We start from the raw sequence: 13,399 nt of genomic DNA on the forward strand, positions 1-13,399 counted from the left end.
AAAAAATTTACTTCGGGAGACAATTCAGTCCAGATAATAAACTCTCTTCACCCGGGTACTGATATTAGTCAAAAGCTCATACGGAATCGTTCCAATGGATTTAGCTTGATCAAGTAATGATATTCCTGAACCGTAAACAATGGCTTCATCTCCTTCATTAGCTTGAATACTTGTCACGTCCACCATAACCATATCCATACAAACATTTCCTACCACAGGAGCTTTCTGTCCATTGATAAGAACATACCCTGTTCCGTTACTAAACCTCCTGTCATACCCGTCAGCATAGCCTATGGCAAGTGTGGCAATTTTTCCGCCTCTTGGGAGAACTCCTTTTCTGGAATACCCTACTGTTTCACTTGGTTTGATCGTCTTGATTTGGGAAATACTCGTTTTCAGAGTAGATATAGGACGTAGGGCTTCTGGCTCCTTGTTGCTCACCTCTACTCCATAAAGCCCAATACCCAGACGAACCATATCCATTTGGTAGTCAGGAAAGGAAAGAATTCCAGCTGAGTTTAATGCATGCTTAAGAATGTTCTTGGGGAGGTCTGGCTGAACTTGGGAAACCATTTCATTAAATAGCTGGAGCTGTTCTAAAGAAAATTCGGAATGGACTTCTTCGTCGGCTCCTGCCAAATGGGTGTACACACTCTTAACTTTAACTTGTGGGTTTTGATTCAGTAATTTTTTCAGACTCTGTAGTTGATCACTTGTAAAACCAAGTCGCCTCATTCCGGTATCAAAGTCCAGATGCACCTTTATTTCCTTCGTTTTTTCTCGAGCAAAATTGGCAACGAATTCAAAAAAAGAAACACTGAAAACCACTGGTTCCAAATCAAAATCCAAGCATGACTGCAAAGATTCTTTCACAGGGTTCAAAACCATGATAGGTAAAGTAATTCCCTCATTTCTTAAGAAGACCCCTTCATCCGTATACGCAACCGCCAAGTAATCGGCTCCAATGGATTGCAAATGATTCGCTATTTCTGAAGATCCCCCACCGTAGGCAAATGCCTTCACCATGACCATAATTTTGGTTTCTGGTTTAAGCTTCCTTTTGTAAAAATTGTAATTATGGGTCAAGGCATTGAGGTTGATCTCAAGAACGGTCCCGTGTAATCTTTGCTCTAAAAAATCAACAACTTTCTCAAAGCCAAATGATCTGGCTCCAGTGACAAGAATTAAATCGTTTTGGAAGTCATCCTTCCGAATATGATTTAGCAAGTCTTCGGTAGTGACAAATGAAATGGTCACTATACTTTTTGGAAAGGGATATGCCGAAATGGAAGCTCCAACGGCATAAAGGGTATTAACCTGATGCATTTCAAGAAGTCTGGAAACTTCTGGATAAACCTGCTCAGAGGCACCTTGCTGGAGAAGGTCAGAAAGGATAACAATCTTCCTTGCCTTTGGCCTTTGTTGATTCATAAAATCAAACGCAACCTTCAATCCCTCCAAGTCATTGTTGTAGGTGTCATCGATAATCAAGGAATTATTCACTCCATCTTTCACCGTGAGACGCATATCCACCGACTTCAGGTATTTTAGAGCCTCCTGAATTTGAGAAGCTGATTGTCCCAAAGTTAATGCAGCCACGATGGCGTGTGTAATATTCTCAAGGGATGCCTGATCAGAAAAAGGAACATGAAAAGTGTGCATGCTCAATTCTTCTTTTAAAAGAATAATCCGAGTTAATGTTCCTTCCGTTCTAAGAGATCTCACGAAGGTGGCTCTGGCTGAGTCAGACCAGCTAATTCTTCTTTCGTCTTCAATCTCTTTTTCTATGATTTCGCTCAAAAGCGAATTCTGCCTTTGGTAAATGAGAAAACTGGTACTCTCAAACAGCTGGAGCTTTTCCTCAATCTTATCTTTTCGGGACAGAAAGCCTTCATCGTGAGCCGTACCGATATTCGTGAAAATTCCCAAATCAGGTTTTAGCATCCTTTCCAATGCCTTCATTTCGCCAGCCTTCGAAACTCCAGCTTCCATCACAGCCACCTGATGATAATCGGTGAGACCAAAGATGGATAAGGGAACACCTACCTGAGAATTATAACTTTTTGGGCTTTTGCCGACATTGAAGCCCTGAGAAAGCAATTGCCCCAGCCATTCCTTTACAATAGTCTTCCCGTTACTTCCGGTAATCGCAACAACCGGCTTTTCAAAAAGCTTTCTTTGGAATGCGGCAATATCCTGTAGTGCTTTTCGGGTGTCTGGTACTCTGAGGAAAATACATCTATCCAGATTATTTTTCTTCGGACTAAAGCTTAAACCGACCAAAAAGCCTTGCACTCCCTGATCTATTAAATCCGGAATAAAATCCTCTCCATTTGCTTTTGCTCCCTTTAAAGCAACAAAAAGCGTTTTCTTCGGATTGCCAATCTGTCTTGAATCAATGGAGACTGTTTCAAAAACCATGTCCATTTTTTCACCCAAAAGCTCTCCTCCACAGGTTTCAAGCAATTGAGATATGGATAAGCTGGACAGCATAATTTATTCGATGGGCTTTTTCTTTTTGAAGAAAACCTGGCGTATCCATCTAGGTAGAAAAATCGCGCCAAGAATCAAATATGGGTAATAGGAAAAGAGCCTCCATAGGATACTCGTCACGAATGTGTATCCATCCAAGAATTGAGTGAAAAACTGTGAAAAGAAGAATTCGGCGGTACCACTGCTTCCTGGTGTTGGGGAAATCATCATCACGATCCACATGATCACTTGCCTTGCAAATACAATCAAATGACTATCTAAACTCAAGGTGACAAATGCAGAAATCAAGGCATTGAGCATGAGATAACGTGAGCTCCAGATAAATATGGTAGCGAGAATCACAGGAAGCCAGTATTTGTAGTTTTTATCGGATAGCTCCTCAGATGCATCAATGATCTGATCTCCATACTCACCAGCATCGTGTTTCCATTTTCGAAGAAATCGGATGGAAAAAATCTTGATAAGGATCCATTTAAACACTCTTGGTCGATAAAATAATGCCGCAGCCATAATCATACTGTAAAGGGCATAAAGGGCATAACTCACCCAGAAAATAGCTTCCAAACCATTTTGGAACTGGTTTTTAATCGCTTCGCTTTCAGGAAAAATATTCCCTTTGGCCAAAACCAAAATAATTGGGGCTCCTATAACAAAGAACAGGTTATCTAAAATGGCAGTCACCATCACATAGGCGATGGCTCTTCCAAGCTTGATCCCTTCCTTGTTCAAGATAAAAATCGCCACAGCTGTCCCACCAACTATAGAAGGGGTAACTGCGGAGGCAAACTCCCAGAGAATGATGACATAAATGGCCCGAACCCAGGTTAGTTCTTGATTGGTGATAGCCCGAATTCTGTAGACATAACCAATATCCCTGAAAAGAATAAGAACGATTGCCAGAAAAATAAATGGCAAGGATGCATCAAAAACCACTTTGAGGTTATCTGAGGTTACATCCGGATCGAAATAGAACATTGCGAAGACAATGCCCAGTCCAATAAGTACCGGAACCCAAACCTTATTTGGATTAAGGGTCTTAAAAATTTCTTTATTGTCTAGCTTCATTCCCTATGCAGCCTCTACCGGCTCTGTGTGTTCGACCCAAAAATTATTGAATCCTTCACCGATGACGATGGTAACTTTTGAAAGTTGCAATAGTTCTAAAATGGCCAGAAATGTATAGATCACGAAGATCTTATCGGCTTTGTATTCGATGAAATAAGAAAATGGCATTTTCTTTTTCAGGCTTACTTTTTCTAATACGAAGTCCTTTTGCTGCTCAATCGTATATGGGTATTGAATTACCGTATGCTTGGTTTCTTCCTCCCTTGCCGCGAGTTGAGCCATCTTTTTTTGAAAGACCTTAAGAAGTTTATATAAGTCCAGGTGTTGCATTTCAGCATCCACATTTTCCCCTGAAGACAGAGAGTAAAACTCCTCTAAAACATTCCCTCTTTTCTCCTTATGAAGTTGATCATACTCCATTTGAGAAAGCTCCTCAATTACAGACTTATATTTTTTGTACTCAAGCAAATTCCTAATCAGCTCTTCTCTGGGATCTATTTCCTCTCCCTCTTCGTTCAGCTCTGGCCGAGGCAAAAGCATCCTTGACTTTATCTTCATCAAAGTTGCCGCGAAAAGGATAAATTCACTCGCCACTTCAATTTCCATTTTCTCCAAATGGTGAAGATAGTCGAGAAAATCCTGGGTGATCTTGAAAATAGGAATGTCGTAAATATCCAATTCGTCTCGCTCTATAAAAAAAAGCATCAAATCGAATGGACCTTCGAAAAGGGGTAATTTGATTTCGAAACTCAAAGGATATTTAAATTAATGGTTAATTTTGCTGTTTAAAATCAAAGATATTCAAATAAGGCTAATTAACAGGAAAGAGCCCGCAGAAAGTAAAGGATTGAACCTGCTTGATTTTAATCCGATGGAAAACAATGCTGTTCTAAAAAGGTTATCCTTTGTATCCCAACTACGACTTAAAAAATGCTAATCGAACCAGGAAAATTATTAGCCCAAATCAATAGCCCTGCAGACCTAAAGAAGTTTCCCAAGGACAAACTGGTACAAATATGTGATGAACTACGTCAGTTTATCATCGACAATGTCTCTGTTTATGGCGGTCACTTCGGTGCAAGCCTGGGAGTTGTAGAACTTACTGTAGCTTTGCACTATGTGCTTAATACCCCTGAAGATCAACTCGTATGGGATGTAGGTCATCAGGCTTATGGACATAAAATTTTAACTGGAAGGCGAGATAAATTTCATACAAATCGGGTCTATGGAGGCCTTTCTGGGTTTCCAAAAAGAAAAGAAAGCGAGTACGATACTTTTGGTGTTGGGCATTCTAGTACTTCTATTTCTGCTGCTCTTGGAATGGCCGTTGGTTCGAAGTACAAAAATTCAAATATTCAGCACGTTGCTGTCATCGGTGATGGTGCTATGACGGGTGGAATGGCATTCGAAGGAATGAATCACGCAGGTGTTTCTGATTCAAATATCCTGATCATTCTGAATGACAACTGCATGTCTATAGACCCAAATGTGGGAGCTCTTAAGGATTATCTGACGGATATCACCACTTCACACACCTATAACAAGGTAAAGGATGAGGTTTGGAAAATGCTAGGTAAGCTTAGCAAGTTTGGTACAAGTGCTCAAGAGATCATTTCAAAGGTTGAAGGTGGATTAAAATCAGCATTGCTAAATCAAAGCAACTTATTCGAATCGTTAAACCTGAGATACTTTGGCCCTGTAGATGGTCATGATGTAAACCACCTGGCAGAAATTCTAAGTGATCTAAAAGATATTCCAGGCCCAAAAATACTTCATTGTATAACTATGAAGGGCAAAGGTTTTGAGCCAGCGGAAAATGGAAACCAAACCACATGGCATGCCCCAGGGACCTTTGATAAGGTAACAGGGGAGATTTATAAGAAAAAACCATCAAAGCCTCAGCCACCAAAATATCAGCAAGTTTTCGGTCATACGATTGTTGAGCTGGCTGAAAAAAACGATAAAATTATGGGGGTAACCCCAGCCATGCCTTCAGGTTCTTCTCTCAATATTATGATGGAAGCAATGCCTGATCGAGCATTTGATGTGGGAATAGCAGAACAACATGCTGTCACTTTTTCAGCTGGACTAGCTACACGAGGCCTTGTTCCTTTCTGTAATATCTATTCCACTTTTATGCAGAGAGCCTATGACCAGGTGGTTCATGATGTCTGCCTTCAAAACCTCCCTGTAGTATTCTGCCTCGATAGAGCAGGGTTCGCAGGTGCTGATGGCCCCACACACCATGGGGCTTATGACATCGCTTATTTTAGATGTATTCCAAATTTGGTAGTAGCAGCACCTATGAACGAGGAGGAACTTCGGAATATGATGTATTCTGCTTCCGAGCATGGTGCTCCGTATTCAATCAGATATCCTAGAGGTCAGGGTGTGATGCCAGAGTGGAGAACACCACTTGAAAAGATTCCTACTGGTCAGGGTAGAGTTGTGAAGGAAGGGGAGGATGTTGCTATCCTTACTCTTGGTCACATCGGAAACTATGCTGTCGAAGCCTGTGAAACCCTAGCAGAAGAAGGCTTAAATCCAGCTCATTTTGACATGCGATTTGTTAAACCTCTGGATTCAGATCTACTTCATGAAGTTTTTGGAAAATTCAAGAAGGTAGTAACTGTAGAAGATGGCTGTTTGATGGGCGGATTCGGATCAGCGGTGACCGAGTGGATGATCGATAATGGCTATCAGTCGCAGATCAAGCGACTTGGCATTCCTGATGAGGTCGTGGAACATGGTACGCAACTAGAGCTACATAAGCAATGTGGTTTTGACCCAGCTGGAATCGCCGATGCGGTTCGAAGTATGGCTGAAGTTTCAACCGCAAAATAATTCTTATCCCATGTCCGAAATTCACTTTTACCAAGAAGGTGATGGACAGCCTTTAATCCTTATTCACGGATTTTGTGAAACAGGAGAAATGTGGCGTGAATTCAGTGCTGCTCTTGGTTCATCTAATTCAGTATATGCCATTGACCTGCCCGGGTTTGGAATGAGTCCTTTGGATCGTGACCGAATTACACTGGAGGAAGTTGCCGTCCAAATAGAAGAATGGATGCATGATCAGGACATTAAAAACCCAATCATCATAGGGCATTCTTTGGGAGGATATGTTGCACTAAGTCTTCTGGAACTTTTAGGAAACCACATAAAGGGTATTGGCCTTTTTAATTCTACTTCTTTTGCTGATCCTAAGGAAAAAAAAGCGATGAGAAACAGGGCCCTATTGTTTATAGAAAAAAATGGTGTCACAAAATTCGTTGATTCTTTTGTCCCGCAATTATTCCCTGAAAACAGACGAAAAGAACTGGAGGAAGAAATTCAAGTAGCGGTGAAAGATGCTCATCGCTCTTCTCTAAATGGACTAATGGCCTTTACCCAAGCAATGCGAGACCGGCCGGACCGTTCCTCCATTTTAGCACATTTTCAAGGTAAAAAATTGATGATAGCGGGCACACAAGATTCGGCTGTACCCGTTGAGGATAGCCGAAAACAAAAAGAATTGTTTACTCATTACCACGAATTGGAAGGCATGGGTCACATGGGAATGATAGAAGAAAAAGAGAAGACTCTTAATCTTTTGCAAAGCTTTCTAAAAGCTTGTGAAGCTTAAAGCGTTTTGGAAAGAATCTCCATTAGCTCCTCTAGGTACTTTCTATCCGTGTCGTCAAAAGAGGCTAGCTGATCACTATCCACATCCAGAACGCCAAATACAACTCCATCCTTCATAACCGGAACCACTATTTCAGACTTGGAGGCTGAGCTACAGGCAATGTGGCCAGGAAAAGCATCCACATCATCCACAATCAAAGTTTCTGCCCTTTGCCAGGAAGTTCCACAAACTCCCTTACCCATCTGAATTCGTGTGCAGGCAATAGGCCCTTGAAATGGCCCCAGGACAAGTTGCTCTTCTTTAACCAAATAAAACCCAACCCAAAAGAACCCTAGTGCTTCTTTCAGACAGGCCGAAATATTGGCCAAGTTCGCATAGAGATCAGATTCTGATGAAATCAGCGCCTCCACCTGAGGCAATAAAGCCTCATAAATTTCAGCTTTGGTTCCTGTTTCTGGTAGGTATAGGTTCTCAGACACGGTAGTAAATCTTTAAAGAGTCATCACCAACTTGAATTTCCTGCGATACAGGGAAATCAAATTTTGGCGCAGAAATTCCACTTTCAAATCGGGCTTGGCTGGTAAACACCCGTGCCTCATCCCAAAGTTCAGTTTCTATAAATTTATTCAATAAATATGTTCCCCCTTCCACAATCAAGCTTTGAATCTTTCGTGAATTTAAATCGCTGAGAACATCACCTAACTCAAAGCCATCATTAAGCTTTACATATTCCATATTTCCTCCTCTTTCAGCCTTTATGGTATTGAAACAAATCGTTGGTACCGATCCATCGAATAGAGAAAGAGAGGGGTCTAACTCAAGGTTTGAATCAATCACAAGACGAATTGGATTGGTTCCTTTCCAGTCACGAACATTCAATCTTGGGTTATCATATTTCGCAGTATTCTTCCCAACCAAAATCGAGTCTTCATCCGAACGCCATTTATGCACCAATTGTCGGCTTTGGGAGCCACTGATCCATTTGGAAGAATAGTCAGTTCTCGCAACAAACCCATCTAATGTTTGAGCCCATTTTAAAATCACATAGGGCCTTTTTTTCTCAATTTGGGTGAAAAATCTTCGGTTCTGATATCGTGCTTCCTTTTCCAAAACACCTGCTTTGACTTCAATTCCCGCATTTTCGAGAATGGCAATTCCCCTTCCTCCAACCAAGGGATTGGAATCAACTGTGGCAATTACTACTCTTTTGACACCCTTTTCGACCAGCAGATTTGCACAGGGTGGAGTCCTTCCGAAATGAGAGCAAGGTTCTAAGGTGACATAGACAGTGGCATCTGAAAGTAGATCTGTCTCGGAAACAGAATGAATAGCATTCACTTCCGCATGAGCCTCTCCATATTTTTTATGATAGCCTTCTCCAATAATCTTATCCTCATGAACGATCACGCAGCCGACCATTGGGTTTGGTGAAACCGCCCCTTTTCCTAGCTCGGCAAGTTGCAATGCACGAAGCATATACTTGTTATCCTTGGTCATTCTTCTTTAGGCTCTAAAACGATATCACCTACCTCAGTTTGCTGGTTTGATAGGACAGGAATATCCTTAAGTATTGACCCTTCATATAGAGAATCCTTAGGATCCACGTATAAGTCAAAAGTTCCTTCTGGAAGCCTAAAGAGAAAAACTCCTGAGCTATTTGTTTGCGTGGAGATAGAGTCTGAACCCACAATGGCATATACCGCAGGCCTAAGTCCTGTAGGCTGAATTCTTCCCTCAATTTCTCCAGAACCTAGTCCGGGGATTGCACTGACCTCTGGGCTGAGGAAAAAAATAAAGGGATCTTCCGAAAGCAGATTGATAGACCTCTCCAAATCAAAATCCAGAATGACGTCATAGGCAACCCCGAATTCAAGATCTTGATTAAACTCAAGTGGAATGACTTCCATGTCTGCGCTTTCTAATGGCAAAGGATACTGCCTATCATTTTCCCATAGGGAATGATTGTTTCCCAAAATCATCCGTATTCCTTCAATGTTTCCCACCGGGAGTTCTCCCCTTGCCAATAGCAAGGCCTCTCCAGCTACCAATGCGCTTACTTCGATTTCCTTTTCTCCTGGTTTATATTCAAGAAAAAAGGTTTCCAAGCTCGCTTCCCTTGCTTGAACTCTTACATCTACCTCCACTCCCAAAATGCTCACAAAAACTGAATCCCAGGTAGCAGGGGCATCCACCAAAATAACATTTAACAAGGCTTTTTGATCAGAGCTTGGGTCCTCACAGGAATAAGCCAAAAGTAAGATTACTGAAAGAAAAAGTGCGTAAATGAGTTTTCTCAAGGGAAGTTCGGATGTGTCCTCACAAAAATACGGTTTTTCCTTACCCTAAGATTATAAAAAGCGAGTTTAAGTCTTTTCCTTCGTTTGGAAGCAGCTATTTTTGGGCATGATGAAATGGGAAAAGCTTTTGAACCGGGGAAGGTTTGGTGATTTGGCTTCAAAATCAACCAATAATAGTAGTAGGAGTGAATTTGAAGTTGATTATGATCGAATCATTTTCTCTTCTCCCTTCAGGAACCTTCAGGACAAAACACAAGTGTTTCCACTACCTGATAATGCCTTTGTCCACACGCGCCTTACCCATAGTCTCGAGGTTTCATCTGTAGGGCGTTCACTTGGAAAAGAAGCCGGCTATTACCTCCTGGAAAAGTACCCAAAACTTAGCGAAGCTGGAATCTCAGCTTACGAAATAGGTGCGATTGTAGCGGCAGCGGCCTTAACTCATGACATTGGAAACCCTCCTTTTGGACATGCAGGAGAGGAGGCCATTTCGGATTTTTTCAGGCATCATGAATCAGGTCAGATCTGGCAAAATCATCTTCGAGAAGACCAGTGGACTGACTTGTGTAACTTCGAAGGGAATGCACAGGGGTTTCGCATGTTGGTTTCCAAAGAAAATGGATTGAAGCTCACTTATGTCACTTTAGCGGCCTTCACCAAATACCCCAGACCAAGCGATATTCCACATCGCGATGTGGCGCGTAAAAGCCAAAAGAAATTTGGGTTTTTTATCAACCAGTTTGCTGATTTTGAGCGTTTGGCAAATTTCCTTGGAATAGAAAAAAACAGTCCCGATTGTTGGTGTAGACATCCTTTGGCCTTTTTGGTGGAAGCTGCAGATGACATTTGTTACAGCATCATCGATCTGGAAGATGGCTGTACCACCGGTTTGGTTAGTTTTGAAGAAACGGTAGAACTTCTCGCTCCAATTCTAAAAGATCGTTTTGATCCAGAAAAGCTGAAAGGCCGAAGCATGACACAAAATCTAGGGGCTTTGAGGGCTTTGGCCATAGGCCAACTGATAGAAGAATGTGTAGTGGCTTTCATCACAAATGAAGAAGGAATGCTCAAGGGGATTTTTGATAAAGCTTTGACCGATGTCATTCCTTCAGCGAAGGCCCTGGAAAAAATAACGGAAGTTTCCATCCGGAAAATCTACCGAAGCCAGGTAGTTCTAGAAAAAGAGGCCGCTGGTTTCCAGGTATTGGAAGGCCTTCTCGCAGTTTTTTCATCCTCTATCTATAATAAATGTTATAGGCCAGAACAGTTTTCCGGAAAGGATAAGAGTATTTTAAGGCTGCTTCCGGAAGACTTTCCGCTCAATGGCTGGGGTGAGGAAGTAAATCCTTATGGCCTTATCCGGGCACTGGTCGATTACATTAGTGGAATGACTGATAAATATGCTCTTTCCCTATATCGAAGGGTCAACGGGATTTCCTTCCCTGGAAATTAATCCAGAGGTTTTCTGATTCCTAGCTGATCCAAAATTACAGCCCCTTCGATAGTCTGGTCGAACACAAACTTGATCTCTACAAGATTAGAGAAGTCAAAATCTGGGTTTCGGTCTTTAAGCCGCTTAAACTCGAAGGAATAGCTTTGGAATATTGGCTCCGAATTACTGTCTTCATCCAAAAACTGCAACTTCTCCACACGGGTTTTTACTCTTCTTTGAAGATGTGAGAAATCACTCAATAAAAACTCTAACTTTTCACCGGCCCGATCTTTTATAATTAAGCTAAGGTTCAAAGGGTCTTCTGGTTTTTCCTCTTCCTCTTCTTCGTCAGCTTCGGAATCTTCTAAATTTAGTTCTTCTTCGGCATCATTTTCCTCATTCTCCACTTCTTCTTTTTCTTCCTCCTCATCAACGCCCTCGTCATCATCTTCATCCTTTTTATTAACCCATTTACCAGAACTTCGGGGGTCAGTATTGGTTGTAGATTCTGAAAGCGAGAAGACCAGCACGGAGGTAGAGTCGACCTGAGCAGGAACAGAATCCCAACTAATGGTATAGCTAGCACGGATACTATCAGGCAATTCAGGAATTTTTCCATCCTCCCAAAGGCTATCAGCCCCGTCTAATTTTTCATAGTTCCAGCCTAAGACAGCAGCTCTGGTTCCCAGCCTGCCATAATTAAAAGGAACCTCTCCCTCACGCCAAACACTAAGGTTAATTCCTTGGGCCATTCCTTTTCCTGCCGTTTTCAGATCAAGGTCCTCATCAAAATCAACCAAAATCTCTGTATTCGAATCTTCAAACTGATTCAAATAAATATTATCCGGAAGCCAGTCCCTACCAGCTCGATGATCTATAAAAAAAGGAAGATATTCATCCCTCTCATTTAAAGTAACTTCCAGAAACGCTCCGATATAGACCTTGGCAATTTGTTCCTGCTCCTCCTTGCTCATAAGCTGTTCCTTATTCAAAACTCCATCGAATGCCGCTCCGATATCATTATCTCCCCAGCTCGTGTTGAACTGTCCGTGATTTGCGTCCTTGATGAAAATACCAGCCTTAAAATGATAAAGGCTATCGGTGAACTTGATTCTCTGAAACTGCTTTAAACCTGAAAATGAAGTAACGTCTGCATCCATACCACCATGTAAGGTGAGATAGCTCATATTCTCCACTTGGTTTGGAGAGTCTCCCGGTTTATACTGTCCATCCACTGGTGCTATCGCCACCACAGACTTAATATTAAAATGATAATCCAAAGGGGTTTGCCCATCATCTGGATAAAGGTCGAGGGAGTTCATCATGGCGGCATGACCCACAGCCTCTCCACCTCTGGAATGACCAATCAGTGAAACTCTTTCCAAATCAGCTTTGCCCGAAAGGGGATGAGAAGAATCTTTTGACCAATCATCCCAAAGTTTCACATGCTCCAGCAAAAGCCAGGCTCTGGCATCATTTTCTTCGTCCAAACCATCGGTGAATAAATCAGTCCAGGAGGAATTGATAAAGTTTTCATCTACTGAAGCCAGGATCATCCCTTTGCTGGCGAGAAATTCACCCAGGTAATCATATCCCGGATCAGAATAATCCTGCATTCCATGGTTTCCATGAACGATCAGAACCAAGGGAAAAGGTCTATTCCCTTTAGGCGCCCACACTCGGGCATTTAATGGCAATTCCCGGTAATCAAAGTCCCAATATTTCGTTCTCAGCTCCCCCGACCAACCTTCCCAATTGTCCAAAAAGGCGGTGCCATCAACAGTTCTACTCTCAAAATCTACTTCTTCTCCGTACTCAGGCCTCCTTATATCTGTCCCTGAACCATAAGTAAAATACTCTACTTCATAACTCCCATTATCACCTGGAGAGGGTAAATCAAATTTTTGAACATTATCCTCAGTTAGCTTTGCGGCATTAACAGGCTCCAACATGTCAAAGCCAGGAATAATCAGAGCATAAAAAAATGCGAGCATTCCAGCTAAACCGACCAATAGGCCCAAAATTCCTATGATTCTTCTTACCCAGCTGGTTTTACCAAAGGTCTTTTGGGTGAACATGGAAATACCCGCACCTAGCAAGGCAAACATTAAAATCAAATAGAAAACCACCCTGTTATCACCAAAACGAACGATGGTCATCAGGGGAATAGCAAAGCTTAACCCGATGAGGAATGGCTTTGGAATGGACGCCAATTGTTTGATAAGCCAGGGTAGGATGAAGCCAATCAAGGTAGCCGCCACCATGAGAACCAGACCAAAAAGAAGTAGTCTGGAATCATTCCACCTATGGCTGGAAACAATAACCTCGTATAGGAAGAAGAGAACCGAAAATGCAACCATTCCGATGGCTGCCCCTCGCACTGCGGAATCTCCAGGGCTTACCGCTTTTACAATTTTATTGAACCAAGCTTTAAGCTTTTGAAATAGTTTCTTCATTTTATTAGGGTTATGAAGTGGCAAAAAAGGC

At 42.0% G+C, this 13,399-nt stretch carries 10 protein-coding genes; 3 read left to right on the forward strand and 7 right to left on the reverse strand.

From position 1 onward, the window contains the following. Window positions 1-24 precede the first annotated feature (24 nt). Genes QVH07_RS07225 through QVH07_RS07235 form a run of 3 tightly spaced genes read right to left on the reverse strand, consistent with a single transcriptional unit; the run spans window position 25 to window position 4,311 of the window. The gene (locus tag QVH07_RS07225) at window positions 25-2,493 is read right to left on the reverse strand and encodes a bifunctional UDP-N-acetylmuramoyl-tripeptide:D-alanyl-D-alanine ligase/alanine racemase (RefSeq protein ID WP_289999492.1); all 2,469 of its coding nucleotides are present in this window, start codon (window positions 2,491-2,493) and stop codon (window positions 25-27) included. A 3-nt stretch (window positions 2,494-2,496) separates the two neighbouring features. After that, window positions 2,497-3,558 carry a lysylphosphatidylglycerol synthase transmembrane domain-containing protein gene (locus QVH07_RS07230; protein ID WP_289999493.1) on the reverse strand — a complete coding sequence of 354 codons (1,062 nt, stop codon included), beginning with the start codon at window positions 3,556-3,558 and terminating at the stop codon, window positions 2,497-2,499. Between the two features lie 3 nt (window positions 3,559-3,561). Beyond that, a complete protein-coding gene (locus tag QVH07_RS07235) occupies window positions 3,562-4,311 on the reverse strand; it encodes a segregation and condensation protein A (protein ID WP_289999494.1) in 750 nt (249 codons plus the stop codon). Between the two features lie 177 nt (window positions 4,312-4,488). On the opposite strand from QVH07_RS07235, the gene dxs reads away from it, so the two are divergent. Both dxs and QVH07_RS07245 read left to right on the forward strand, forming a co-directional pair. Beyond that, window positions 4,489-6,402 carry a 1-deoxy-D-xylulose-5-phosphate synthase gene (gene dxs, locus QVH07_RS07240; RefSeq protein WP_289999495.1) on the forward strand — a complete coding sequence of 638 codons (1,914 nt, stop codon included), beginning with the start codon at window positions 4,489-4,491 and terminating at the stop codon, window positions 6,400-6,402. A 10-nt stretch (window positions 6,403-6,412) separates the two neighbouring features. Next, entirely contained in the window at window positions 6,413-7,183 is a 771-nt protein-coding gene (locus tag QVH07_RS07245; protein ID WP_289999496.1) for an alpha/beta fold hydrolase, read from the forward strand. On the opposite strand, the gene QVH07_RS07250 is transcribed toward QVH07_RS07245, so the two are convergent. The 3 genes from QVH07_RS07250 to QVH07_RS07260 are packed head-to-tail and all read right to left on the reverse strand — an operon-like array spanning window position 7,180 to window position 9,480. Next, window positions 7,180-7,662, reverse strand: coding sequence for a GAF domain-containing protein (locus QVH07_RS07250; RefSeq protein ID WP_289999497.1), 483 nt, complete (start codon window positions 7,660-7,662; stop codon window positions 7,180-7,182). The two genes, QVH07_RS07245 and QVH07_RS07250, sit on opposite strands and share 4 nt — an antisense overlap. Then, on the reverse strand, window positions 7,655-8,680 hold the full coding sequence (gene ribD, locus QVH07_RS07255) for a bifunctional diaminohydroxyphosphoribosylaminopyrimidine deaminase/5-amino-6-(5-phosphoribosylamino)uracil reductase RibD (RefSeq protein ID WP_289999498.1): 1,026 nt from the start codon (window positions 8,678-8,680) through the stop codon (window positions 7,655-7,657). The genes QVH07_RS07250 and ribD overlap by 8 nt, the downstream gene beginning before the upstream one ends. After that, window positions 8,677-9,480, reverse strand: coding sequence for a DUF4382 domain-containing protein (locus QVH07_RS07260; protein WP_289999499.1), 804 nt, complete (start codon window positions 9,478-9,480; stop codon window positions 8,677-8,679). The genes ribD and QVH07_RS07260 overlap by 4 nt, the downstream gene beginning before the upstream one ends. A gap of 106 nt (window positions 9,481-9,586) precedes the next feature. On the opposite strand from QVH07_RS07260, the gene dgt reads away from it, so the two are divergent. Beyond that, complete coding sequence (gene dgt, locus QVH07_RS07265; protein ID WP_435367057.1) at window positions 9,587-10,933, forward strand: dGTP triphosphohydrolase; 1,347 nt, start codon at window positions 9,587-9,589, stop codon at window positions 10,931-10,933. On the opposite strand, the gene QVH07_RS07270 is transcribed toward dgt, so the two are convergent. Then, on the reverse strand, window positions 10,930-13,368 hold the full coding sequence (locus QVH07_RS07270) for a hypothetical protein (RefSeq protein ID WP_289999500.1): 2,439 nt from the start codon (window positions 13,366-13,368) through the stop codon (window positions 10,930-10,932). The genes dgt and QVH07_RS07270 overlap by 4 nt on opposite strands. Between the last annotated feature and the right edge of the window lie 31 nt (window positions 13,369-13,399).

The organism is Algoriphagus sediminis (assembly GCF_030403435.1).
Taxonomy (GTDB): Bacteria; Bacteroidota; Bacteroidia; order Cytophagales; family Cyclobacteriaceae; genus Algoriphagus; species Algoriphagus sediminis.